The organism is Streptosporangium album, from assembly GCF_014203795.1.
GTDB lineage: Bacteria > Actinomycetota > Actinomycetes > Streptosporangiales > Streptosporangiaceae > Streptosporangium > Streptosporangium album.
Map to the genome: position 1 here is coordinate 4465122 of NZ_JACHJU010000001.1, position 24678 is coordinate 4489799.

A 24678-nucleotide genomic window follows, 5' to 3' on the forward strand; every position below is an offset into this window, starting at 1 on the left:
GGTTATTCCTCCCGCAGCCGGGGGTTGAAGATCTCGTCCATCGCGTCGATGAGGAGCACGATGCCCAGCGTCAGCAGCAGGATCGCGATCAGCGGGGCCAGCAGATACGGCAGCGCGGCGGGGGTCGTGAGCGCCCCGCCGTTGAAGACCGCGAAGTTCAGCATCACGCCCCAGTTGTTGGCGTCGAACGGCAGGACGCCCAGGAAGAACAGGCCCACCTGCGCGTAGACGGCCCCGGTCACGGCGATGAGCATGTTCATCGCGATGTAGGGCGCCATCCCGGGCAGCAGCTCACGCCCGATGATGTGGGTCGTCGGCAGGCCCAGCCCCCTGGCGGCCTCGATGAACCCCCGCTCCCGCAGGGAGAGCGTCTGGGACCGTACGGCACGCGCCACCCCGCCCCAGCCGAGGAGCCCGAGCACGAGCCCCATCTCCAGGGGGCTCGTGAATTTCCACACGGTGGAGAGCACGAGCAGCAGCGGCAGACCGGGGATGGCCAGGTTCATGTCGGTGATCCGCATGAGCAGCGTGTCCCACCGTCCGCGCCGGAATCCGGAGAACAGCCCGATGGCGGTGCCCAGGGCCACCGTGATGACCGCGGTGGCGAGGCCGGTGAGCAGGACGTACCGCGCGCCGGTGATGACGAGCGCGAGCACGTCGGTGCCCTCGAAATCCGTGCCGAGGGGGTGCGCCCAGCTCGGGGGCGCGTAGAGGGCGCCGTTGTCCCGGGGCAGGTGCGCGGGGTAGAGAAGGGGGCCGAAGGCCCCCATGACGGCGAACAGGGCGATGATGGCGACGCCGGCCATCCGGCTCGGCTTGCGGCGCATCACCCGCCACACGCCGCGCCAGAAGTTGCGCCGCAGCGTCGCGCGCGTGGTCCCGGCGGCGGTCCGGGGGACCACCGCCTCTCCGGGGCCGGCGATCACGGTCATGCCGATCCTCCACTTCTGACCCGCGGGTCGATCGCGGTGTAGAGCAGGTCGGCGGCGATGTTGGCCACGACGATGCCCACGGTGATCACCAGGAACGTGCCGCCCATCAGTGCGTAGTCGCGGGTGCTGATGCTGTTGACGAGCAGCAGCCCGAGCCCCGGATAGTTGAAGATCTCCTCGATGAAGATCGATCCGCCGAAGAGCATGCCGATCGACAGGGCGAGGACCGTGAACAGCGGGAGGATCGCGTTGCGGGCCAGGTAGCGGAAGACGACGCCGCGCCTGAGCCCGCGGAGTTCGGCCGCGAGGATGAAGTCGTCACCGAGTACGGCGACCACGTTCGACTTCATCGCCAGGATCCACCCGCCGTAGCTCGCCAGCGTGTACGTCACGACCGGCAGCACGGCGTGGTGCACCAGCGAACCGACGTATCCCGCGTTGAGGCCGGGAACGGCCTCGATCTCCACCGGGCCGCCGGACGGCATGATCGGCCACAGCGTCGCGAAGATCGCTGTTAGCAGGAGCCCGATGACGTACACCGGGACGCCGTGGAGCAGCGAACCGGACAGGGCGAGCGCGTCGCCCAGCTTCCCCGACCGTTTGATCGCCGCGTAGACGCCCATGACGACGCCGAGCAGGAAGCTCAGCAGGGTGCCCGCCAGGACGGGGAGCACGGTCCACCGGGCCGCCGCGCCGATCAGCGTCGTCACCGGGACACCAGGCGTGCTGAGCGACTGCCCGAGGTCGAGGTGGAGCAGCGAGCCCATGTATCCGACGTACTGCTCCCACAGGCTGCCGGTCGGCAGGAAGCCGTACAGCACGGCCGCGGCCCGTTCGGCCTGCTCGGGCGACATGCCCTTCTGAATCAGGCTCTCGTACTGCCCGGCGACGGGGTCGCCGGGGATCTCCCGGATGATGACGAAGCTGATCGTGGCGACGACCCAGATCATGACCAGGCCGCGGACCAGGTGGCCCGCCACCCGCCGGGTGACCGCGCCTCCCGGAAGGCGGCGCCTACGGGCGACCGCGCCTCCCGGGGGACGGCTTCTGATCGCAAGGGTCATGCCTGCCTCCTTTTGATCATTCCGAGCTGCATCCACACGCCGGACGACAGTCGTAGCGCTTCACTGTCGTCCGGGGGGAAGGCCGTGTACCGGGAGGTGTTCACGAACTGGGCGTTGACGTAGTCCCAGAGCTGGATGACCGGGAGCTGCTCGTTCGCGACCTTGGCGAGAGTGCCGACGATCCGCTTCTGCTCGTCCGGCGAGGCGTAGTTGAGCCTGGCGGTCAGCTCGCCGGGGTTGATCCGGCCCATGCCGGCGACCTCGGCGGTCTCGGGGCCGCCCATCCAGTTGCCCTGGGTGCCCGGCGCCACGTGCTTCAGCCGGCCGCCGAACATCTGCCAGCCGTTCGCCTGTCCGAACAGGCGCTGGTAGATGTTGTACGGTGCCGGTCCGAGGCCCATCAGCCAGAACCCGATCCCATACTTGCCCGCCGCGAGGTCACCCAGGTAGAGGGTGTAGTCGGCCGCGGTGATCACCTTCGCGTCGATCCCGTGGTCGTTGAGCTGGCTGCTGATCGACTGGGCCGCCGAGACCCAGTCGGAGAACGACGCGGGCACGTGGATCTCGACCTTCCACGGCGTCCCGTCCGGCATGGCCCACATGCCGCCCCGCCGCGTCATGCCCGCGGCCTTCAGCTCCGCCGCGGCTTTCGCCGGGTCGAGCCCGTAGGGGGCGAGGCTGTCGAACCCCTCGCCCAGCCAGGCCTTCGCCGCCTTGGCGTGAATGCCCGACGTGGTCGCCGCCGGGGTGCCACCCTCCGGTGAGGCGACCTTCGTGACCTGGCGGCGGTCGATCAGATAGGCCAGCGCCCGCCGCACGTGCACGTTGTCGTACGGCTTGCGCGCCTGGTTGAACGCCAGCGACGTGACCACGGGCGAGTAGCCCCTGACGATCCGGCTGCCACCGGTCTGGCGGATACGGTCCATGACGGCGGTGGGCACCGAGGTGAACGGCGCGTTGTCGAGCTTCCCGGCGATCAGGTAGTTCCAGATCTGCTCGTTGCTGGTGTAGTTGAGGATCTTGACCTTGTCCGGTACGACGGCGGCGCTGTCGTAGAAGTAGGGGTTCCTCTTCAGGAGCGCCGCGCCCGGATTCACCCGCTCCAGCACGAACGGCCCGGCGGAGACGTCCTGTGGCGGCCGGAAGGCGATGACCTTGTCGGCCATCCCGGTGATCACGGACTTCGCGCGCTCGGAGGCGGAGCCGTCCGCCCCCTGTGCGATCTTGAGTGTCTTCCAGAAGTCAGGAGGCAGCAGCGGGCCGAAGACATGGGCGGGCACGACCACGGTGGACAGCAGGTTGTTGAGGAACATCTCGCTGTGGTTCGCACCCTGCGTGACCTTGATGGTCTTCTCGTCGAGAACCTGGATCTTGGCCGCCGCGCCCGCCGCCTTCGGGTCGAGCGCGTACGCCGTACCCCCCTGGCTGTAGGCGAGCCCGATCGACACTCGAATGTCCTCGCTGGTCACCGGCTTGCCATCCGACCACTTCGCGTTCGGCTGCAGGCGGATGACGACCGCTGACCCGTCAGGGGCGACCGTCCAACTTCTGGCGATCGCCGGATAGAACTGGTTGGGATCGGTTGGGTCGTTCTTGGGCCAGGCCAGCGCCATCCCGTTGTAGCCGTTGAAAACCGATCCCACGGGGTTGAACGGGTTGGTCGGCGCGCTGGCGTTGATCTGCTTGGTGCCGTCGATCGTGGTGTAGACGCCGCCCGATTGGGCGGTCTCCGTCTTCCCGGTGGTGCCGCATGCCGTGGCGGTCACGAGTGATGCCAGGGCCATGATCGCCGTGAGTCGCTTCATCGAATCTCCTTGAGCGTGGAGACCCCGGGCTTCAGCCCTGGGAAGGAAACGCGGCACAGCGCCGCCGGGTGCACGCCCGGATCGGTGACCGGCGCCGTGACCATCTGCACCGGCTCACCACCTCGATCGTCCGGGAATGGGTGTGCGCCTGCGGCGCGACCCGTGATCGGGACGTGAACGCGGCGAAGAACATCCTCGCCGCCGGGCCGGCGGAGAGGTGAAACGCCTGTGAAGCCGGTGTAAGACCTCAAGGGAGAGTCCTCCTGGCGGGCGACTGGCGGTGAAGCAGGAAATCCGACCTGTGAGGGTGGGAATCCCCCGGCTTCAGCCGTGGGGAGGAAGTCAAAGGCTTCTCCTGGTCCCCGATTGCCTGGACGATACGTGCCACTTAGCGGCGTAGTCAATTTTTTTCACGTAAAGAGTCAACGGTGGAGTTATTCTTTACCAACCCTTCTACCTGCGGAAACGTAAAAACGGGTGCCCATGGGGCACCCGTTTCGATCGGCTGGAGGCGGTTATGCCTTGGCTGCGGCGCTCTCACCGGTGAACGCGGCCACGGCGCCCAGACCGAGGTAGACCATGCCGCTGGTGACGTCCAGGCGGCGGCGGGCGCGGGCGGAGCGGCGCAGCCGGCCGGCCATGGCCGAGGCGAGCAGCGCGAAGGCGCCGTCGCTGGCCATGCCGAGCGCGATCCAGACCATGCCCAGCAGCAGGATCTGCGGGGCGATCGGGCCCCGGGAAGGGTCGGTGAAGTGCGGCAGGAAGGCCAGGAAGAAGATCGCGGTCTTCGGGTTGAGCACGTTGACCACGAAGCCCTCCCAGAACATCCGGGACCGGGTCGCGACCACCGGCTCGGCGACCTCGGTGTCGTCCGGGCGGGCCATCAGCTTCCGGACGCCCAGCCAGATCAGGTAGGCCGCGCCCGCGTACTTGACCACGGCGAACGCGGTCGCCGAGGCGGCCAGCAGGGCGCTGACGCCGAGGGCGGCGGCGGCCACGTGGACCATGGAGCCGAGGTGGATGCCCAGCACGGACACCAGCCCGGCGCCGCGGCCCTGGGCGACGCTGCGGGTCACGATGTAGAGCACCGCGGGGCCCGGTACGAGCAGCAGGGCGAGCGTCGCGGCGGCGAACAGGGCAAGTGTCGTCAGATCCGGCATGTCAGGATCGTAGGCTCACCCGACCTCTGCCTGCTCCGGGTTTTCCGTGCGGACCCTTCGGGGGCACCCGCAGGGGAGCGCGGAGATCGGCACGGCGTCGGCGGAGCAGGGGCCGCCTACGGGTGGATCGCCGAGGTCAGGGCGGTCAGCAGGGCGGTGGCCGCCGGGGGGACGGGGGGCCCGCCGTAGGTGGCGGCGCAGACCTGGCGGATCGAGCCGGGCAGTTCGACCACGTTGACCTCCGGGTGGCGGTGCGCCCGCAGGGCGAGGCCGGGCAGGGTCGTCACGCCGATCCCCGCCGCCACCAGGGACTGGACGGCGACGATGTCGTCGCTGGTGAAGCAGATCTCCGGCTCGAATCCGGCCCGGGCGCACAGGTCGAGCAGGTGGCTCCGGCACCGGTCGCAGCCCCCGATCCAGCGGCTGTCGCGGTGTGACGCGAGGGTGCCGGCCCGGCCGGAGGTGACCAGGTAGCTGGGGTCGTCCATCAGGTGAAGCAGCCGGATGCCGTCGTCCTCCGGCTCCGTGTCGTCGTAACGGAAGACGACGGCCACGTCCACGTAGCCGGCGCGGAGCATGCGCAGGGCCTCGGGCGGTTCGGTCTCGGTCAGGCGCAGCTCCAGGCCGGGGTGGTCCCTGGCGAGCAGGGCGGCGGCCTCCGGAACGAACGTGCTCAGGGCCGAGGGGAAGGCGGCCAGCCGGGCCCGGCCCGCGCGCAGCCCCACGTGCGCGGAGAGCTCGGCGGAGGCGGAGTCGATGCGCCCGACGATCTCGGTGGCCCGTTCGGCCAGCATCCGGCCCGCCTCGGTGAGCCGGATGCCCCGGCCCACCCGCTGGATCAGCTTGGCCCCGGTCTCGGCCTCAAGCTTGGCCAGGTGGTGGCTGACCGAGGGCTGGGAGTAGTGCAGCTCCCTGGCCGCCGCGGTGACCGATCCGTGCCGGGCGACGGCGGCGAGCACGCGGAGCCGTACGACATCGAGCATGTATCAAGGTTATCTATGAATAAGCGGGAGGATAGGCATTAGACGTTATGGATGGTCCGGCGCACCCTTGACATATGGAAACCATGTCACTCACCCGCCCCGGTCTGGCGGAACTGGTCACGGGGGTCCGGGAGCTGACCGGCCGGTCCGCCACTCCGAGGACGACGGCCTTCGCCGTGGCCGATCTGCTGCGTGCGCGGCTTCCCTCTCCGGCGATCCTCACCGGGGAGGAACGCCTCGGAGACCCCGCCCACTACGTCGGCCACACCCTCCACACCGAGGCGGCCTTCTCGATCCTCGCCGTGGTCTGGCGGCCCGGCCAGGAGACCGTGATCCACGACCACATCGCGTGGTGCGCGTTCGGGGTCCTGCAGGGGGTCGAGTACGAGACGCTCTACCGCCTCGACGGCGACCACCTTACGGAGATCGGCCGGACGGCCGGCCAGGTGGGGGAGGTCAGCGGCTTCGCCCCACCCGGAGACATCCACCGGGTGCGCAACATCGGCGACGGCACGGCGATCTCCCTGCACATCTACGGCGCCGACCTCGGCGCCGCTCCGAGCAGCGTCCGCCGCGTCTACGACCTGCCCGTCCGCTGAGCTTCGGGCCCGGCCGGTCAGCGGTCAGCCGGCAGGATGTGAAATGCGGTGAGCCCGTGGGTCAGGGGCTCGATCGCCCGGAAGTCGCGCTGGTCGAGAGTGAGGATGCGGTTGGTCCTGTACCGGTCCGCAAGGACCACGCCCACCGCGTCCGCCAGGTCCAGTCGCAGTCCTTCGTGCTCGACGATCTCCGCGGCGCTGCGGTGCTCGGGCTGTGCTCTGTCGAACGCGGCGTAAAGAGCGGAGGTGTCGGCGACGATTATCAACGCCGCGCCGCCCGCTCTTTGATGTGTTCGTACAGGACGTCGTCCATGGCTTCGGCGGTCAGTGGGCGTCCGCTGTCGAAGACGGGCAGTGTCCGGGCCTTCCTGGGGCGCGGCGAGTCACGGCACGGCAGGTCGCTCCCGTACGGCAGGGCCCCGACCACGCGGCGCCCGCCGTACGCCTGGAACCCGTGTCCCGGGCGGGCCCGGAACCACCGGATCAGCCTTCGATCCCGGGCTTCCTGTCCCGGTTGAGGCTCTCCTTGATGGCCTCCAGGCGGGCGGCGCCCTCGACGTCGATGGCGGCGCGCTCGACCTCGATCATCCGGGCCTCCACCGAGTTGGAGGTCAGCTCGGCCTCACCGAGGGCGCGGGCGTAGCGCTTCTCGATCTTCTCGCGGACCTGGTCCATGGTCGGGGTGTCCCCGGCGGGGGTGAGCCCGGATAGGTCGCCCATGGCCTTGTTGAGCTGCTCCTGCATCTTGGCCTGGTCGAGCTGGGAGAGCAGTCGCATCCGCTCGGCGATCTTCTTCTGCAGGGCCATGGCGTTGTTCTCGACCGCCGCGCGGGCCTGGGCCGAGGACTGCCTGGCCCGCTCGTGCATGAGCTGGGCGTCCTGCATCGCGGTCTCGGCCGCCACCAGCCGGGAGGCGAAGGCGCGGGCCGAGTCCTCGTAGGACAGCGCCTTGCGCTCGTCGCCCGCGGTCCTCGCCTGCTCGGCCAGCAGGACGGCCTGGCGGGCGTTCGCCTGGAGCTTCTCGGCCTCCTCCAGCGAGCGGGTGAGTTTCATCTCCAGTTCGCGCTCGTTGCCGATGACCGCGGCGGCCTGCTGGGAGAGCCGCTGGTGCTGCTCCTTGGCCTCCTGGATGGCCTGCTCGATCTGGACCCGGGGGTCGGCCAGCTCGTCCAGCCGGCCCGACAGGGCGAAGACCAGGTAGCGCCAGGCCCGGCGGATGACCTTGAACATGGGGGGCTCCTTAGCGATCCAGCGCGTCGCGAGTGATCTGTTCGGTTTCGTGCAGGCCCTGGCGGACCCCTTCGAGGTTGTCCGCGAGCTCGTCGAGCACCCGGGCCGGCTCCAGGGCCCCGGTCGCCGACATCGCCGACAGCTCCACCACCCGGGCGACGAGCTCCTCGATGCTGATCGTGCTCGACTCCATCCGGGCGAGCACCCGCTCCCTGGTCTCGGAGAGCCGGTCGGTCACGGCCTGCTGGGAGGCCAGCGAGGCGAGAGCGCGGTCGATGTCACCGACCAGCTCCTGTCTGGCTCCCCTCCGGGCGCGTGTCAGCCGCGCGTGCTCCTGGCGGAGCCGGTCGAGGTCGAACCGGGCGAGCGCGGTACCGGTCAGCGAGGCCTGCTCGGCCAGGCGTTCCAGCGTGGCCGTCGAGTCGTCCACCTGCGGGCGCATCAGTGCGATCCGCTCGGCCAGCGGGCCGTGCCCCATGGAGGCGCTCAGCTCGCCGAAGCCGTGCGCGGCCGCGCCGGCCCGTCGCAGCCAGGAGGCCTCCTGGCTGCCCGGGGTGACGACCGGAGCGGTACGGCCGTCGCCCCGCCCCTGGACCGCGGCGGTGGCCGCCTTGGCCAGCCAGACGGCGACTCCGACGACCCCGGCGGCGGCCGGGTGCACGCTGACGGCCCATGCGGCGCCCCCGGCGGTCGCACCGAGCAGCAGACCCCAGGGATCACGTAATTCATCGAAAAATCGGGACATCAGAAGTTGGATACCACCGCGGTGAACACCTGGTCGATACTTCCGGGCTTCCGGGAGTCGTAGGCGGCCGCGTCGGTCGCCTCGGAGATCTGCCTGAGCACGCCGAGATCGGCGTCCTGACCATAGGCGATCGTGAACATCCGCACCGACTCCTCGGCCGACTCGGCACGCAGATCGGGCAGGAGGTTCTTCAGCGAGACGCTGTTGGTGTCCTCGTTCTTGCCGTCGGTCAGGAAGACCACCGCGTTGATCGCGTCGCCGCTGTGCCGGTCGCGCACATGCCGGTAGGCGGCGAGCGAGGTGTCGTAGAGACCGGTCCCACCGTCAGGGGTCAGGCCGTTGATCTTGGCCTTCAGTCTCTTGCGCTGGGCGTCGTTCACGGTGTTCATCGAGGCCAGCTCCAGGTAGTCCTTGTCGCCGTCCCGCTTGGTGGAGAACATCCACAGCCCGACCTTGTCGTGCGGGCCGAACTGGGGAAGCGCGTTGACCGCGGCCTGCTTGGCCAGGTCCAGCTTGCTCCCGCCGGTGCCGGGCACGTCGGCGCCCATCGAGCCGGAGACGTCGATCACCATGAGCACGTTCGCGGGCTTGCGCAGGTCGGACCAGCTGGAGAGCACCTTGTCCAGCACGTTGGGGGCGGGCGGGCTGAGCGTCGTCTCCGGTCCGGCGGGGAGCAGGCCGTTCGCCTTGGTGATCAGCTTGCCCGCCTTCCCCTCGTACGACCGGAAGGCGGAGTCGGCGAACCGGTTCTGCTGCTCCGGAGCCTGAAGGTAGGCCAGGAAATCGGCGGCCACCTTGCGCTTGGCGTCGTCCACCCACGGCGCGGTCAGCACAGCGTAGGGGTTGTCGGAGTAGAGAGTGCCCTCTTTGGGGTAGATCGCCACCAGCGGCACCTTCGGCTTGCCGTGCTTGCCCAGGGTGCCGGGGTCACCCGTCGGGTTGCCCTGGTTGTAGTCCCAGACCGACTTCTCCTCCACGGCCACCGCGGAGATGTAACTCAGGCCCGCCCCAGCGTCGTCCGCCCGCTGCAGGTTCGACAGGAACGTCAGCGTCGTGTCGCCGTAGTGCACGATCGTGCGTTCCACACCCCGCACGAACTCCCGGGCCTTGGGGTCGGCCACGTTCTTCTCCGACAGGTCGCCCGACAGGCCGGTGGCGGCGAAGTAGGCGCCGACGGTGGCGTTCAGGCCGCTGGTGGAGAAGTTGGGGTTGGTCTTCCCCAGCCGGAACCGGCCCCACTCCGGATGATCGTACTTGGCCCAGGACCCGGCCGACAGGTCGAGCAGGTCGGACCAGCCGAGCTTCTTGCCCGGCCAGCCCAGCGCCTCGGCCATCGGCTTGGGCATCGCGATGACCAGGGGCGTCTTGGCGATCGACGGGTTGTCCGGCGCGACCAGGGAGCCGGTGTCGTTCCCGGCGGCACGCTGCTGGAGCAGGGTGACCCAGCCGCTGCTGGCCGGCGACCAGACGTCCGGCCGGGGCCCGTCCTGACGCTCGTCCCAGCCCCGGGCCAGCGCCTGCATCGCGCCGCCGCTGGCCTTGGTCTCGACGACGACGTCGGCGCAGCGCCCGCCGACCTCCCGGCCGTTGTAGCCGGCCGCGATCTCCCGGAGGAGCTCCGCCTTCTCCGACGACGCGGCCACGGTCAGGGCGATCCCGCCGTCGCCGCAGGCCTTGGTCTGTTCCGCGCCCCGTGGCCGGGACGGCTCGTTGCTCCCGACGTACAGCCGCAGACCGACGATCAGCGCTCCGGCGAGAATGATCGCGATGACGAACGGAGCGAAGTTCCTGCGCCGTCGCTGCGGCTGCTCGTACAACCCGGCCTCCCGGTGGTGTCAGTACTTATCCGACGAACGAGCCCCCGCCAGAGTTCGCCGCTACGGGACCGTGTTCAGAAGTTGGAGATCACGCTGGTGAAGACCTGGTCGATGGTGTCCGGCCGGGAGGAGTCGTAGGCGGCTCCGTCGGTCGCCTCGGCGATCTTCTTGAGCACGTTCTGGTCGGCGCCCTCGCCGTAGCCGATGGTGAACAGGCGCACGTCGGGGTTGAGCTTGCGGAGCAGGTTGTCCAGATCGCTTCCGCCGGTCTTCTCGTTCTTGCCGTCGGTGAGGAAGACCACCGCGTTGATCGCCCCGCTGTCCCTGGCTCCGCGCATCCGCTCGACGGCCGCCAGCGTGGTGTCGTAGAGCCCGGTCCCGCCTCCCACCGTCAGCCCGTTGAGCTGGTCGCGGAGCGCGTCGCCGGACCGCGCCACCGTGTCGATCGGGACCAGTTCCCGGTAGTCCAGGTCGCCGTCCTGCCTGGTGGAGAAGGCCCACAGGCCGACCTTGTCGTCCGCGCGGAACTGCGGCAGCGCGTTGATCGCCGCCTTCTTGGCCAGCTCCAGACGGGTCTCGCCGGTGCCCGTCGCCTCCTCCTCCATCGAGCCGGACTTGTCCACCACGATCAGCACGTTGGCCCGCTTGCGCAGCTCCGACCAGCTCTGCAGGACCTTGTCCAGGACGGCCGGGGTGGGCGGGCTGAGCGTGGTGATCTTCGCGTCGGGGAGGACGCCGTTCTTCTCGACCGCCTGGGGGCCGGCCTTGCCGTCGAAGGTGCGGTAGCCGTACGCCTGGAATTTCGCCTGTACCGGGCCGCTGTGCAGGTAGGTCAGGAAATCGTCGGAGACGGCCTTGTGGGCCGGGTCCATCCAGGTCAGCGGGACGTAGGGGTGGTCGGAGAAGAGGGTGCCCTCCTTGGGGTTGACGGCGACCAGCGGGGTCCGCGGCGGGCCGTGCTCGCCCAGGGTGGCCGGGTCGCCCGAGGGGTTGCCCCGGTTGTAGTCGGTGACCGAGTTCTCCTCGACGGTGATCGCCGAGATGTAGGCCATCGCCTCGCCCCGGTCGTCCGCGCGCAGCAGGTTGCCCAGGAACGTCATGGAGATGTCGCCGTAGTGCACGATCGACTGCTCCACGCCCTGCACGAACTTCCGGGTCCTGTCGTTGGCCACGTCGCCCGAGGTCAGGTCGGAGGTGGTGCCGGTCGCGGCGAAGTAGGCGCCGATGGTGGCGTTCAGGCCGCTGGTGGAGAAGTTGGGGTTGGTCTTGCCCAGCTTGAACTGGCCCCACTCGGGGTGGCCGTACTTCGCCCACCCCTTCGGGTCGGACGCCAGCTCGGCCAGCTCCGCCCAGCCGATCGCCTTGCCCGGCCAGCCCAGCGCCTCGGCCATCGGCTTGGGCATCGCGAAGACCAGCGGCGCGGTCACGATCGGGACCGGCCGGCCGTCGGCGACCGGTACGGTGCCGTCGGCGCCTCCCGCCTGCTGGCGCAGCAGCGTCACCCAGGCGGAGGCGGCGGGGGACCAGACGTCCGGCCGCTTGCCGTCGGTGTCCTTCCACCCCTTGGCCAGCGCCCGCATCGCGGTGCCCGAGTTGGCCTCGTCGACGACGACCTCGGCGCAGCGCCCGCTCACGGTCCGGCCGCTGTAGTCCTTGGCGACCTCGCGCAGAATGCCGATCTTGTCCTGGGAGGACGCCACCCGGAGCGTCACCGAATCACCCGAGCAGGCGCTGGGCGTGCCTCCGTCATCCCCGCTCCGGCCGAAGAACCAGCGCAGGCCGGCGATCAGCGCGATGGCAAGGATCACGGCGAGGATGTAGGGCAGGATCCGCCGGCGAGGACGTGCGGGGGAGTAGGACACCGGATGATCGTAGGAACAACCGAATTACCTGGACAAGGGGTATACCGTTTCCCGTGAGTCTCCGGCCCGCCGAGGGACGCGGTCAGCGGGGCATCGGAACACGTGCCGCGCTCCGTTTTGGGGCGGACTGCGCGACGGCGGATCCCCGGTGCGTGACGTCAGCGGACACCTCCCCGTGCCGGCCCGGGGAGGTGGGCATCAGCCGGAGACCCGCCTGTGCAGGAGGTCGACGAGGGTGGCGTGGAGCTGCTCGATCGGGCGGTCCGGACGCAGCGCCCGGCGTTCGATCGAGACGGTCAGCACCATGCCGAACACGGCGGTCGCCGCCGTCTCCACATCCAGGTCGTCCCGGATCGCGCCCTCGGTCACGGCCCGTCGCAGCACGCCGGCGTAGACGCCCAGTGCCTGCTCGCGCAGCCTGGCCACCGCGTCCTGCCAGGCCGTACGCCACATCTCGGCCAGCAGTACCCGGGCGAACGCGCCGTACTCCTCGAAGAACCGGAGCTGTGCCATGACCACCGCGTCGAGGGCGTCCAGCGGGGCCTGCCCGGTGTCCGCCTCGCCCAGCGCGTCGGCCAGTCGCTGTATCCCGTGTTCGAGCAGCGCGGCGAAGAGCGCCTCCTTGCTGCCGAAGTTGTAGAACACGGTGCCCTTGGCGACTCCGGCACGTTCGGCGATCGCGTCCACCGTGGCGGCGGTGTATCCCTGCTCCGCGATCACCTCCACCGCCGCCGTGAACAGCCTGAGCCTCGTCTCGGCCCTGCGGCCGTCCCCCTTCTTCGTGTTCACGCCCGCCCCGGACCTCCGCCGGTCTCGCTCCGTGTCCGCGGATCCGGTCCGCTGTTCCGTCATGAGAGGTAACGGTAGATCAGAGCGCCAGCTCGGGGTGGAGTCGCCGCATCGACCAGGTGCGCCCCCTGTGCACGGCGTAGACGGTCAGGCTCAGACCCACCGCGATGGTCAGGGCCAGCACCCCGCAGGCCTGCCAGACCACGGTGAGGTCGCCGCCGCTGATCAGCCGGCGCAGCGCGCTGACCACCCAGCTCATCGGGAGCCACGGCGAGATGGTCTGGAAGAAGCCAGGTGAGGTCTCGATCGGGTAGGTGCCGGCGGACGAGGTGAGCTGGAGCATCAGCAGCGCCAGCACCGCGACCCGCCCCGGCGGACCCAGCAGGGCGTTGACCGCCTGTACGACCGCCAGGAACGCGGCCGCGGTCAGCAGCAGGATCCCGGCGACCCCGGCCCAGTGCGCGGCCTCCATGCCGAGCCCGAATCTGATCACCGCCATCAGCACGCCCACCTGCGCGGCGCCCAGCACCAGGCCCGGCAGCCAGCCCGCCACCGCGATCCGCCAGGCGGGAGCCGTACCGGCCAGGAGGCGGGGGTTGAGCGGGCGCAGCACCATGTAGCTCACCATCGCGCCGACCCAGAGCGCCAGCGGGACGAAGAACGGCGCGAACCCGGTGCCGTAGTTGGGCACCTCGTTGAGGACCTGGTTGGCCAGCCTGACCGGCTCGCTCATCATGTCGCTGCGGTCCGCCCGCTCGCCCTTGCCGTAGTCGGGGATCTGCCGGGCCCCGTCTCCGAGCTTGTCGCTCAGCTCCGCCGACCCGTCGGTCAGTTTGCCGAGACCGGTGGTGAGCTCCCCCGCGCCCTCGTGCAGGCGGCCCACCCCGGTGTCCACCCGGGTCGCGCCGTCGCTCAGCTTGACGATCCCGCCGCCCAGCCGGGACAGTCCCCGGCTGAGCTGGGCGGAGCCGTCGCCGAGCCGGCCCAGCCCCGAGGTGAGTTCGCCGCCCGCGGCCGCCGCGTCACCGAGGCCCGCCTCGACCTTCGCCGAGCCGTCGGCCAGCTCGCCCAGCCCCTTGTCCAGCTCGTTGATCTTGTCTCTGGCCTGGTCGAGCCGCTGACCCGCGGTCGGAGCGATCTCCGCCGTACGGCCCGCGATCTCCGCGATCCTCCGGGCGTCCCGCTGCAACCGGGCCGCCGCGTCGCCACCGCCCCCGCCGCTGGAAGCACCCTCCAGGCCGGCCGTCACCTCCTGGGTGGACTGGGCGAGCCGCTCGGCGATGGACCGCAGCCGAGGGTCCGCGTCCGGGTTGCCGTCCAGCCAGTTCTGCAGCTGCTGCGCCTGCTGCCGGGCCTGGTCCGCCCCCTGCCTGACCCCGCCGGGCAGCGCTCCCGCATTGTCGGCGATCTGGTTGGCGCCGTGCTCGACGGCCTCGGCGAGCGACTGCAGCCGCGTGCCGTTCTCCTCCAGCACCGGGATGACCTGGTCGGCCACCTTGTTGAGTCTGGGCACCTGCGCGTGGACCTGGTCGTAGACCTGCGCGTTGCCGTCGGCGACCTGCTTGGCGCCCTTTTCCAGCTTGGCCAGACCCTGGCCCAGCTTGCGCGATCCGTCCTCCGCCTGGCCCAGGCTCCGAGTCAGCTTGTCCGCTCCGGCGGACAGCTTGCCGGTGGCGGTGTTGGCGCTGCCCAGACCCACGGCGAGCTGGTGGGTGCCGTCCTTGGCCTGGCCGAGGCCGCTGTTCAGGGAGGACGCGCCCTTGCCGGCCTCCGCCGTACCGTCGTGGAGCTCGTCCGCGCCGTTCGCGGCCTTGGCGGTGGCGTCGTGCAGCTCTCCGAAGGAGACGAAGACGTTGTCCCAGTAGTCCTTCAGCGCGGTACGGCTCGCCGCGTCCTTGACCTCGGCGAACACCGCGTCGGAGATCGTGCCCATGATGTAGCTGCGGCCGGTGTCCACCTGCACGCCGAGCTCGGCGGGGGTCGGCGTGCCGTCGCCGGAGGGGGAGGCGAGCCGGGCGCTGAAGTCGGCGGGGATCGTCAGCGACAGGTAGAAGCTGCCGTCGTTCACCCCGTCGGCGGCCTGGCGGGCATCGACCGTGTGCCAGCCGAGGACCTCGCGGTCCCGCAGCTCCTCGGCCAGCTCCCGGCCCGCGTCGACCGTCTTGCCGTCGGCGGTCGCGGGCCTGTCCTCCACGACCAGCGCCACCGGGATGTTCTCCAGGTTGCCCTGCGGGTCCCAGAACGACCACAGGTACAGCCCCGCGTAGAGCAGTGGCAACATCACCACCCCCGCCAGCGCCGCCCGGGTCAGCCGCGACCGGGTGAACCGCCGCAGCTCCAGCCGTCCCAGCCGCAACGATCTCATCGGTCCTTCTCCTCGGTTTCCTCGGTCTCCTCAGCCGGTACGGCCCGCGCCACCGTCTCCCCGTCCTGCTCGCCGGCCCCCGCAGGCTTTTCGGCGTCAGGAACGGTTTCGGGTTCTTCGCCGCCGGAGGTCCCGGAGGGCAGATGGATCGCCGTCGCCAGCTCGCTCTCCGTGCAGGCCGCGATGACGGTCAGTCCCAGACCGCACAGCTCTTCCAGCGTCGCCCAGAGCGCCTCCTGACGGTCCCGGGACAGGCCGGTGTCCACGTTGTCGAGGACCAGCAGTCCCGGGGTGTCGAGCAGCGCGAGCGCGATCCCCAGGCGCACCCGCTGTTCCCGGCCCAGGTCGCGGACGAGGGTGCGGTCGTCGGGGGACGGCTCCAGGCCCGCCAGGGCCAGCGCGGTCTCGGCCCGTGACTCCTGCCGTTTGCCCCAGAACATGCCCGGCGACCGCTCGTGCAGGTGCTCGCGGACCGTCAGCGCCTTCTCCAGGTCGTTGACCCCGTCGACCAGACCGAGCGCGGCGACGCGCCGGATGCTTCTCGGCTTGTCGTACCGCCCGACGGTGAGCGTGCCCGTGGTGGGCTTCATCCGTCCCGCCAGGGTCAGGAGCAGGCTCGTGCGCCCGCTGCCCGCCTGCCCGGTGACGGCGGTGAGGCTGCCCGGCTCGGCCATGAGGCCGACGTCGCGGTAGACCCATCCGTGCTCGCCTTCGAGGGACAGATCGATCGCGTGCACCGCGACCCCGTGGAACACCGCGTCCTCCGGATTTTTAAACTGACCAGTCAGTGCAAAATATCATGCCAAGACGTCCCGCAGGTGACCGGTCGGTCAAAGGTGGCGATTCTCACGAAAGCCGGTCGCTCACCTGCCCAGGCGAGCGACCGGCTCGACGGCAGATTCCCAACCCCGGCGAATACACGCCTTCTTCGTCTTCGGTGTGCAGCCTTCAGGCAGGACGGGCTCGTCGTCGGTCCAGCCCATCCGCCGTGAGCCCGGCGGCCTTGGTCTCAACCGTCGTGAGCTCGGCTGCCATGAGCTCCGGCGGCGAAATCCCGGGCGGCGGCTCAACCATCACTCTCCTGATCTCAGATCTCACGCCCTCATACATGCGTGATCCATCGATCAGGTTGCCTCACGATCAGGCCGTTACGGCTCCGTATTTTTCGGCGATCCGGTCGATGCGAGTGGCAAGAAGAAAGTCCAGTTCCGTCACGACATCACCTGCCGTATGCGTGGTCATGGCGATCCGCAGGCGGTCCCAACGGATATCGATGTCGGGCCGATGCTCCAGCTCTTTGGCCGCCGCGCCGATATCCGTAACGATCTGAATCGCGGAATCATAGGAGACTGCGAACGTTTTGCTGATCTGGTGGACGTCACCATCCCAGCCGTCGAGAGCGTCGAGCCGACGCCGTACTTCATCGCTTCGCAAGGGGTCACGTATGGCCATGGGTCCACTATGTGAGGTCGGCCAGCTTCTCCGCCAGGTCTCTTCCTACCGAACTGTCCGCCCAGAGGGTCATCCTGGATCGCAGTCCGGCCAGTTCGCGGATCAACCGGGCTGAACCCGTTTCCTGGGCGATTTGGAGTGCTTCTGCTGCTACGTCGGCGGCCTGCTCGGGCTCTGTCACGGCGAGCGCGACAGCTTGCCGAGCCCGGAACACCCCGATGTCCCGGCGGGAGGTGGCGGGCATCGCGGGGATGATCTCCTCCCACAACGCGCTGCTCTGCTGGGTGAGCCCGAGGCGGGTGTAGCACGTCGCGCGCTGGATCAACAGATAGTTCGGGGTACGGCACGCGTTGCCCACCAGAAAGTCGACGAGCGCGGCCTCTGTCAGATCGATGACGGCGGTAGCGTCACCGAGATCGGCCGATAGCATCGCGCGGTTGGTGAGGGCGTGACTCACCATGTGGACATCGTGCGCACGATGGGCCATCTCCAAATTGGTACTTAGCCAAGAGAACGCTCGTTCGGTTGATCCGGCGTCCTGGTAGAGCCAGCCGACGAACGCAGCGTAAGCGGCGGCCAGGCGAAACAGCTCACGCCGGAGCTCGGGTTCAGCGCTGCTTGCCAGTTCGATGATCGATGCGAACTGGGCGGAAACAGGACCTACCAGGTGACGGGGGCCGAGAAGGGCATCTGCGCGATAGTGAATTAAGAGCTGGTCCTTGAAGTAGCCGACAAGCTCAGGAGTGACATATCGGGCGGCAACACCCGATATTGGAGGCAGGTCCAGCTCCCACCTTGGCAAACTGCTGATGTCGGGAGCTTCGTCGAACAGCTTCGCCTCGGCGATGTCGAACGCCCGTGCGTACAGTTGCGGGTAAGGGTCACGCGGTCGATAGCGGCCCGCCTCCCAGTCGCGGAGCATCCGGGTGAGCGACTCCCGAGTCGGCATGTGAGCGCGGACGTGTCCGTCCGCCGCGTCGGCTAGCCGTTTGGCCATCTCCTTCTGTGACCAGCACCGGTTGCGCCGCTCGGCTCGCAGCCGGACGGCCCAGGCGGGGATTTCGTCCACGGGCACCTCGCGGATGTGGATGTGGGGGATCCGCTCATCTCCTCCATTCTCCCCTGTCAGTGATCGATCACGCTGCGTTGTCATGGATTCATGCAAGCCTCCTCTCTCACATCACCGTCCTGTCCCGGCCGGCGGATCTGGCGCTCTGACCAGGGGCGCTGGTGGGCGACCAGGACGAGCCCGTTCTCCCGCGCGGCCGAGCGCGCCGAGGCGCACCGCACCGTCGACGCCGACGATGAACGCACGCTGCGTGAGCTGATCGCCGAGCAGGAGCACCGCGCGCGGGCGGTCTCATGAGCAGGCGCGGCGGCGGTCCGGCTTCCCGTGCCGCTTCCCACGCCGCCGCCGCGCCGTCGTTCGCGTACGGGCCCGTACGGAGGGGTGCGGGTCCGTGCGTGGCGCGGGTGGCCGGAGTCGTTACCCGGCCCCCGCGCCGTCCAGACGGACCTGCTCTGATGTGAGGGCGTCGCAGGGTGGTGTGTCGGTTGGCGGATGCGGCGCGCTGGGTCGAGGATGCCGCTGACCTCGCCCAGGTGCTCCGTGTCGACGCCGATCGGCGATACCCGTTGGATTTTCGGCGATCACTACGGGGACCCCATCATGCAACAGTTTCCGCCCCTGCTTCCTCTCAAAGGTGAGGAAATGACGAAAGGCAAGGGCCGTTGGAAGCTGATCCCCATTTCGCGGAGTTCGTCGCCGAACGTGGCGACGCGCTGTTGCGCTACGGCTACATGCTGGCCGGCAATCCGCATGACGCGGCCGACCTGGTCCAGGAGGCGCTGCTGAAGCTGCGCGGCGCCTGGCATCGATTGCGCTTGAAGGAAAACCCGGAGAGCTACGTGCGTACCACGATGGCCAGGCTGCACATCGCCACCTGGCGGTTACGCAGGCGCGAGCAGCTCGTCTGGGACCTGCCGGAGCGCGAGCACCACGACCCGCTGCCCAGCGGGGACGAGGGAAGAATGTGGCAGGCGCTGGCCGGCCTGCCGCGCAAGCAACGCGCGGTGCTGGTGCTGCGCTACTACGAGCAACTCGATGACGCCGAGATCGCCGCCGTGCTCGGGATCTCGCGCGGCACGGTACGCAGCCAGGCCGCCCGCGCGCTCGACAAACTCCGCGGCGCCGTTCCGACTAAGCCGATGAGTAGGGGGAACGTACGATGACCGAGGTTGAGGAGACTCTCCGCAGGACGTTCGGCCAAGCCGCCGGGCAGGCGCCCCGGCTGCCCGGCCTGCTGCCCGAGCGGCTCGAGCGGATCCACCGGCGCAGGAGGCGGCGGGCCCGGGTGGTGCTGGCCGCCGCGGCGGTCTTGCTGGTCGCGGGCGGGACCGTCGCCGTGATGCCCGGCGGCGGCGAGACCATGACGGCCGCGCCCGCTTCGGAGCCGCACTCCGCGACGCCGGCCGAGCGTGTGGAGAAGGTCTGGCCGGAGGCGGTGCGGAAGGTCCCGGCGAAGTGGCCCGACGGGGCGTCGTGGCAACCGCAGACGTTCATCGACGACCGTACGCTGCTCGTGACGGCTCCGGCGGGATTGGACCAGCCGACCGCCGTCTACGCCTACGACCTCGACGACGACTCGCGACGCAAGATCGCCGACCTGCCGTCGCCCGAGGGCAAGTCGGGCTTCACCAACGGCTTCGCCGTGGGCGATGGACACGTGGTGTGGTGGAGCGCGGCGAAGGACCGCATCGCACACCTCTGGGCCGTGCCGGTGGGCGGTGGGACGGCAAAGCTCGTCGCCGACCAGAGCATCAAAGAGGGGGACGGCAGCGGGATCGACTCGCTCACCGTGGCCAACGGCAAAATCGTTTTCTCGCTCTACACGGGCGGGGTCTTCGCCGTCCCCCTGGAGGGCGGCACGGTGGAACCGGTCGAGGGAGGCACCGGGATGCATCTGCTGGCCTGGCCGTGGATCGGCACGCCGGGGCGGGGAGGCGAGCCCCACGGCACCGAGTTCGCCCGGATCCTGAACGTGGAGACCGGCGAGACCAGAACCGCCGTCACCCACCCCGGCGAGGTGATCCGATTCTGCGGCGTGACCATCTGCCTGGGCAGGACCTCGGAAGGCCAGTCCTTCTTCCGGCATCGGGACGGCTCCTCGCAGAAGATGGTGCCCGCCAGCGTGTCCAGCATGACACCGCCGACCCAGGACCGCTTCTACGTCTCGACGTACGGCGGCAGGAAGTTCGAGGGCGTGGGACTGTACGACCTGAACACCGGTAAATCGGGCTACCTGGGCATCCGGGAGGAGGGCTCTTCCACCAGCCCGCCGTTCGAGGTTTCCATCGACCTGCCGTCCGAGGATCCGACCGGCAGGCTCCTCAGCTACACGCTCGGGGACGACCTTTACCTGATCGACCTGGCCGGGATCCGGTAGCCCGCTGCCGGCCATGGACCGGCTCCGCGAGAGCGCCGGGCGGAACCCGGCCAGGATGCGGAAAGGACCCGCCCCCGCCGGTCGCGCCGGGTGGGACGGGTCCTTTCGAAGGGTCTCGCTAGACCGTCGCGGAGCCGTACTCCTGCAGGAAGAGCGCCTCGGCGACGGCCGTACGGCGGAGCTCTTCGATGTTGACCCGCTCGTTGGGCGCGTGGATCGAGGCGTCGTCGTCCTCGGCGCCGAAGAGCAGGATCGACGCGGCGGGGAACTGCTTGACGAGCGTGGAGACCAGCGGGATCGAGCCGCCGGCGCCGACGTCGCGCGGCGGCCGGCCGAAGGCGCGCTCCATCGCCCGGTTCAGGGCGGCGCGGGCGGCCCCGCCGGAGTCGGCGAGGTAACCGGAACCCAGCACGAGGTCGGAGACGTTCACCTCGACGCCCCAGGGGGCGACCTGCCGCAGGAAGTCGACGACGGCGTTCACGGTCGTCTTCGGGTCGCCCGCCGGAGGCACGCGCACGGTCACCCGGGCCCGCGCGAGCGGCTGGACCGCGTTGATGGCGCCGGAGACGGTCGGCACGTCCAGGCCGGTGACCGTGATGGCGTAGGAGGCCCACAGGCGGTCGGCCAGCGTGCCGGAACCGATCAGCGAGACGCCGTCGAGCACGCCCGCGGTCGCCCGGAACTCCTCCTCCGAGGGGCCGGAGCCCAGGAAGGCGCCGCGCGGCAGGCCCGGCACCCGGATGTCGCCGTGGTCGTCGTGCAGGGCGGCCAGCATGCGGATCAGCGCCGCGAGGGCGTCCGGGGCGGCGCCGCCGAACGAGCCGCTGTGCAGCGACTCCCTCAGGGTGCGCACCTCGATGGTGAAGGCGCCCATGCCGCGCAGCGAGGTGGTCACCGCCGGGTCGCCCACGTGCGGGTTGCCGCAGTCGGCGACGACGATCGCGTCGGCGCGGAGCAGGTCGGGGTTCCGCTCGACGAAGGCCTCAAGGCGCTCCCCGGCGTACTCCTCCTGGCCTTCGACGATCACCTTGATGCCCACCGGGAAGTTTCCCCGGAAGGCGCGGAGCGCGGCGACGTGGGAGATGACGCCGGACTTGTCGTCGGCCGCGCCGCGGCCGTAGATGGCGCCGTCGATCTCCGTCGGCTCGAAGGCCGGGGTGCGCCACAGCAGGGGATCACCCGCGGGCTGCACGTCGTAGTGGGCGTAGAGCAGCACGGTCGGCGCGCCGGGCGGGGCCGGGGCCTCGGCGTAGACGGCGGGAAAGCTCCCCTCCACCGGGATCTGCCGGACGTGCGGCAGCCCGGCGCTGCGCAGCAGCTCCTCGGTCGCCGCGGCCGCTGCGCGCACCGGCTCCTCGGGGTGGCCGGGGAAGGCCACGGAGGGGATGGCGACGAGCCGCTTGAGGTCTTCGACCGCCTGGGGCATGCCCGCGGTGACGGCACCCTCGATCTCGTCAGGAGTCACGACGTTTCCTCGCATCTCAATATCAGGTCGTTCTATTTGATCACAGCCGGCCGGTGGCGGCGTTTCGCATCGATTGCAGCACACCGCGGTTCCGCCGGGCAGGGTCAAGATGTGCGCGAAGTCCGGACACTCCCAGACTTCGTGCGCGGATTTCGTTGTTGTTACAGGATGGTTTTGCGGATTCCGAAGTTCTTGAACTCTATTGCCACGTTTTCACTTGGCAAGTCGTTCTTCCTGCGTGCACACTGTGGAGAGCTTCAGACCATCGAGGGAAGATAGCAATGACCCACCTTGAAAACACCGACGTGGCATCGCTCATGCAGGCCGCCCAGGACAACCTGTGGATGCACTTCAGCCGGCACAGCTCCGAAAAGGGCGCCGAAGTCCCGATGATCGTGCGGGGTGAGGGCGCATACGTCTACGACGTGCACGGTAAGCGCTACCTTGACGGCCTGGCCGGGCTGTTCGTGGTCCAGGCGGGGCACGGCCGCAGCGAGCTGGCCGAAGCCGCCGCCAAGCAGGCCCAGGAGCTGGCCTTCTTCCCACTGTGGTCCTACGCGCACCCCAAGGCCGTCGAGCTGGCCCAGCGGCTGGCCGCCGAGACCCCCGGCGACCTCAACCGCGTCTTCTTCACCACCGGCGGCGGCGAAGCCGTCGAGAGCGCGTGGAAGCTCGCCAAGCAGTACTTCAAGCTGACCGGCAAGCCGCTCAAGCACAAGGTCATCAGCCGTCAGATCGCCTACCACGGCACCCCGCAGGGCGCCTTGTCGATCACCGGCATCCCCGCCTTCAAGCAGATGTTCGAGCCTCTGGTCCCCGGCTCGGTCCGCGTGCCGAACACCAACCACTACCGCGCCGACGAGATCACCGGCATCCCCGGCATGACCCCGGAGCAGTACGGCTACTGGGCCGCCGAGCGCGTCGCCCGCGCCATCGAGATGGAGGGCCCGGACACCGTGGCCGCCGTCTTCGTCGAGCCGGTGCAGAACGCCGGTGGCTGCTTCCCGCCGCCCCCCGGATACTTCCAGCGCCTGCGCGAGATCTGCGACGAGTATGACGTCCTGCTCGTCTCCGACGAGGTCATCTGCGCCTTCGGCCGCCTCGGCACCATGTTCGGCGGGCAGAAGTTCGACTACGTCCCCGACATCATCACCTGCGCCAAGGGCATGACCAGCGGTTACTCGCCGATCGGCGCCATGATCGCCTCGGACCGCCTGTTCGAGCCGTTCAGCAACGGCACCGAGATGTTCGCCCACGGCTACACCTTCGGCGGCCACCCCGTCTCCGCCGCGGTCGCCCTGGCCAACCTCGACCTGTTCGAGCGTGAGGACCTGCTCGGCCACGTGACCCGTAACGAGCCGATCTTCCGCGCCACCCTTGAGCGTCTCCGTGACCTGCCGATCGTCGGCGACGTGCGCGGCTCCGGCTTCTTCTGGGGCATCGAGCTCGTCAAGGACAAGCAGACCAAGGAGACCTTCAACGCGGACGAGTCCGAGCGCCTGCTCCGCGGATTCCTGTCCAAGGCCCTCTACGACGCGGGCCTGTACTGCCGTGCCGACGACCGCGGCGACCCCGTGGTCCAGCTCGCCCCGCCGCTCATCTGCGGTCCCAAGGAGTTCGACGAGATCGAGTCGATTCTCCGCTCCGTGCTGACGGAAGCGTGGACCCGGCTGTAGAGCGCACCGCCGTACACGGCCCGCTCACCCGCGTCCGCCGTGTACGGCCCGCTCAAGGCCCACCCCCCCCCGCTGCTCGACCCGTGCTGTGACATTCCGTTGCAATCCGGAAGGAACCCTTATGAAGATCGGCGTGCCCGCCGAGGTCAAGAACCACGAGTACCGCGTCGCCGCGACTCCGGCGGGCGTGCACGAGCTGGTCCGTCACGGCCATGACGTCTACGTCCAGCGCGGCGCGGGCCTCGGCTCCCACCTTCTCGACGAGGACTACCTGTTCGCCGGCGGCAAGATCCTCGACACCGCCGACGAGGTGTGGGGCGAGGCCGACATGATCCTCAAGGTCAAGGAGCCGATCGCCGAGGAATACCACCGCATGCGTGCCGGGCAGGTGCTCTTCACCTACCTGCACCTCGCGGCCGGTCGCGAGTGCACCGACGCCCTGCTCGAGCAGCAGGTCACCGGCATCGCCTACGAGACCGTCCAGGTCGGCAACACCCTGCCGCTACTGGCCCCGATGTCCGAGGTCGCGGGCCGCCTCGCCCCGCAGGTCGGCGCCTACAACCTGATGCGCTTCAACGGCGGCCGCGGCATCCTGCCCGGCGGCGTGCCCGGCGTGGCCCCCGCCAAGGTCGTCGTCATCGGCGCCGGGGTCTCCGGTCTCAACGCGGCGCAGATCGCGGTCGGCATGGGCACGGACGTCACCGTCCTCGACCTCAACATCGACCGCCTGCGGTTCATCGACGCCATCTACCAGGGCCGCCTGAAGACCCTCGTCTCGACCTCCTACGCGATCGAGAAGGAGGTCCTGGAGGCCGACCTGGTCATCGGTGCGGTGCTGATCCCGGGCGCCAAGGCCCCGACCCTCGTCTCCAACGAACTGGTCTCCCGCATGAAGCCGGGCTCCGTGCTCGTCGACATCGCCATCGACCAGGGCGGCTGCTTCGAGGACTCCCGCCCGACCACGCACGCCGAGCCGACCTACCAGGTCCACAACTCGATCTTCTACTGCGTGGCCAACATGCCGGGTTCCGTCGCCAACACCTCCACCTACGCGCTGACCAACGCGACGCTGCCCTACGCGGTCAAGCTGGCCGGTCTGGGATGGAAGCCGGCGCTCCAGCAGGACGCCGGCCTCGCGCCGGGTCTCAACACGCACGCGGGACAGCTCACCAACGACCAGGTCGGGCTCGCCCTCAACCTGCCGTCCGTGCCGGTCTCCCAGGTCATCGCCGCCTGACGGCGGGATCGACCCTCGCGTGCCCCGGGCCCGTCGTGGGAACGGGGCACG

Annotated in this window: 23 protein-coding genes and 1 pseudogene; 7 read left to right on the forward strand and 17 right to left on the reverse strand. The window is 69.6% G+C overall.

Translation table 11 applies throughout. The annotated features are described in order from the left end of the window. Positions 1-2 precede the first annotated feature (2 nt). The 3 genes from FHR32_RS21425 to FHR32_RS21435 are packed head-to-tail and all read right to left on the reverse strand — an operon-like array spanning position 3 to position 3801. Complete coding sequence (locus FHR32_RS21425; protein WP_184755915.1) at positions 3-932, reverse strand: ABC transporter permease; 930 nt, start codon at positions 930-932, stop codon at positions 3-5. Beyond that, complete coding sequence (locus FHR32_RS21430) at positions 929-1996, reverse strand: ABC transporter permease (RefSeq protein WP_184755916.1); 1068 nt, start codon at positions 1994-1996, stop codon at positions 929-931. Before FHR32_RS21430 ends, FHR32_RS21425 begins: the two co-directional genes overlap by 4 nt. After that, complete coding sequence (locus FHR32_RS21435) at positions 1993-3801, reverse strand: ABC transporter substrate-binding protein (protein ID WP_184755917.1); 1809 nt, start codon at positions 3799-3801, stop codon at positions 1993-1995. The genes FHR32_RS21430 and FHR32_RS21435 overlap by 4 nt, the downstream gene beginning before the upstream one ends. A gap of 128 nt (positions 3802-3929) precedes the next feature. Here FHR32_RS21435 and FHR32_RS47320 point away from each other — a divergent pair. Beyond that, positions 3930-4096 (forward strand): annotated as a pseudogene (locus FHR32_RS47320) (zinc ribbon domain-containing protein); the annotation flags it as partial. 220 nt (positions 4097-4316) lie between these two features. Here FHR32_RS47320 and FHR32_RS21445 read toward each other — a convergent pair. Together FHR32_RS21445 and FHR32_RS21450 are read right to left on the reverse strand one after the other, a co-directional pair. Continuing rightward, on the reverse strand, positions 4317-4961 hold the full coding sequence (locus tag FHR32_RS21445) for a LysE family translocator (protein WP_184755918.1): 645 nt from the start codon (positions 4959-4961) through the stop codon (positions 4317-4319). A gap of 116 nt (positions 4962-5077) precedes the next feature. Next, complete coding sequence (locus tag FHR32_RS21450; protein ID WP_184755919.1) at positions 5078-5944, reverse strand: LysR family transcriptional regulator; 867 nt, start codon at positions 5942-5944, stop codon at positions 5078-5080. A 74-nt stretch (positions 5945-6018) separates the two neighbouring features. Here FHR32_RS21450 and FHR32_RS21455 point away from each other — a divergent pair, with 74 nt between their 5' ends. Further along, on the forward strand, positions 6019-6543 hold the full coding sequence (locus FHR32_RS21455; RefSeq protein ID WP_246466254.1) for a cysteine dioxygenase family protein: 525 nt from the start codon (positions 6019-6021) through the stop codon (positions 6541-6543). A 17-nt stretch (positions 6544-6560) separates the two neighbouring features. Here the strand turns inward: FHR32_RS21455 and FHR32_RS21460 are convergent, their stop codons facing one another. The 11 genes from FHR32_RS21460 to FHR32_RS21510 all read right to left on the reverse strand — a co-directional run bounded on the left by FHR32_RS21460 (position 6561) and on the right by FHR32_RS21510 (position 17956). Further along, entirely contained in the window at positions 6561-6809 is a 249-nt protein-coding gene (locus tag FHR32_RS21460; RefSeq protein WP_221465497.1) for a PIN domain-containing protein, read from the reverse strand. Then, the gene (locus FHR32_RS21465) at positions 6806-6970 is read right to left on the reverse strand and encodes a hypothetical protein (protein WP_221465498.1); all 165 of its coding nucleotides are present in this window, start codon (positions 6968-6970) and stop codon (positions 6806-6808) included. Before FHR32_RS21465 ends, FHR32_RS21460 begins: the two co-directional genes overlap by 4 nt. Before the next feature lie 56 nt (positions 6971-7026). Then, the gene (locus FHR32_RS21470) at positions 7027-7773 is read right to left on the reverse strand and encodes a PspA/IM30 family protein (RefSeq protein ID WP_184755920.1); all 747 of its coding nucleotides are present in this window, start codon (positions 7771-7773) and stop codon (positions 7027-7029) included. A 10-nt stretch (positions 7774-7783) separates the two neighbouring features. Further along, the gene (locus FHR32_RS21475; RefSeq protein WP_184755921.1) at positions 7784-8518 is read right to left on the reverse strand and encodes a hypothetical protein; all 735 of its coding nucleotides are present in this window, start codon (positions 8516-8518) and stop codon (positions 7784-7786) included. Next, on the reverse strand, positions 8518-10335 hold the full coding sequence (locus tag FHR32_RS21480) for a substrate-binding and VWA domain-containing protein (RefSeq protein WP_184755922.1): 1818 nt from the start codon (positions 10333-10335) through the stop codon (positions 8518-8520). Before FHR32_RS21480 ends, FHR32_RS21475 begins: the two co-directional genes overlap by 1 nt. Before the next feature lie 74 nt (positions 10336-10409). Then, positions 10410-12197 (reverse strand): substrate-binding and VWA domain-containing protein, encoded by a 1788-nt coding sequence (locus tag FHR32_RS21485; protein ID WP_184755923.1) that lies wholly within the window; start codon positions 12195-12197, stop codon positions 10410-10412. A 198-nt stretch (positions 12198-12395) separates the two neighbouring features. Next, a complete protein-coding gene (locus tag FHR32_RS21490) occupies positions 12396-12986 on the reverse strand; it encodes a TetR/AcrR family transcriptional regulator (RefSeq protein WP_312882556.1) in 591 nt (196 codons plus the stop codon). Positions 12987-13065: 79 nt separating this feature from the next. Next, the gene (locus FHR32_RS21495; protein ID WP_184755925.1) at positions 13066-15351 is read right to left on the reverse strand and encodes a YhgE/Pip family protein; all 2286 of its coding nucleotides are present in this window, start codon (positions 15349-15351) and stop codon (positions 13066-13068) included. Then, the gene (locus FHR32_RS21500) at positions 15348-16106 is read right to left on the reverse strand and encodes an ABC transporter ATP-binding protein (protein WP_184755926.1); all 759 of its coding nucleotides are present in this window, start codon (positions 16104-16106) and stop codon (positions 15348-15350) included. Before FHR32_RS21500 ends, FHR32_RS21495 begins: the two co-directional genes overlap by 4 nt. A 385-nt stretch (positions 16107-16491) precedes the next feature. Beyond that, on the reverse strand, positions 16492-16803 hold the full coding sequence (locus FHR32_RS21505; RefSeq protein WP_184755927.1) for a 4a-hydroxytetrahydrobiopterin dehydratase: 312 nt from the start codon (positions 16801-16803) through the stop codon (positions 16492-16494). 7 nt (positions 16804-16810) lie between these two features. After that, complete coding sequence (locus FHR32_RS21510) at positions 16811-17956, reverse strand: helix-turn-helix domain-containing protein (RefSeq protein WP_184755928.1); 1146 nt, start codon at positions 17954-17956, stop codon at positions 16811-16813. 6 nt (positions 17957-17962) lie between these two features. Here FHR32_RS21510 and FHR32_RS21515 point away from each other — a divergent pair, with 6 nt between their 5' ends. The 3 genes from FHR32_RS21515 (at position 17963) to FHR32_RS21525 (ending at position 20249) form a co-directional block, all read left to right on the forward strand. Further along, positions 17963-18169, forward strand: a complete 207-nt coding sequence (locus tag FHR32_RS21515; RefSeq protein WP_184755929.1) for a hypothetical protein — start codon at positions 17963-17965, stop codon at positions 18167-18169. A gap of 365 nt (positions 18170-18534) precedes the next feature. After that, positions 18535-19035: a SigE family RNA polymerase sigma factor gene (locus tag FHR32_RS21520; protein WP_184755930.1), complete on the forward strand. Its 501-nt coding sequence runs from the start codon at positions 18535-18537 to the stop codon at positions 19033-19035. After that, positions 19032-20249: a hypothetical protein gene (locus tag FHR32_RS21525; protein WP_184755931.1), complete on the forward strand. Its 1218-nt coding sequence runs from the start codon at positions 19032-19034 to the stop codon at positions 20247-20249. The genes FHR32_RS21520 and FHR32_RS21525 overlap by 4 nt, the downstream gene beginning before the upstream one ends. A 118-nt stretch (positions 20250-20367) precedes the next feature. On the opposite strand, the gene FHR32_RS21530 is transcribed toward FHR32_RS21525, so the two are convergent. Then, positions 20368-21714 carry a M20/M25/M40 family metallo-hydrolase gene (locus FHR32_RS21530; RefSeq protein ID WP_184755932.1) on the reverse strand — a complete coding sequence of 449 codons (1347 nt, stop codon included), beginning with the start codon at positions 21712-21714 and terminating at the stop codon, positions 20368-20370. A gap of 281 nt (positions 21715-21995) precedes the next feature. Here FHR32_RS21530 and FHR32_RS21535 point away from each other — a divergent pair, with 281 nt between their 5' ends. Next, entirely contained in the window at positions 21996-23390 is a 1395-nt protein-coding gene (locus FHR32_RS21535) for an aspartate aminotransferase family protein (RefSeq protein ID WP_184755933.1), read from the forward strand. Positions 23391-23511: 121 nt separating this feature from the next. Then, complete coding sequence (ald, locus tag FHR32_RS21540) at positions 23512-24627, forward strand: alanine dehydrogenase (protein ID WP_184755934.1); 1116 nt, start codon at positions 23512-23514, stop codon at positions 24625-24627. Positions 24628-24678: the final 51 nt, after the last annotated feature.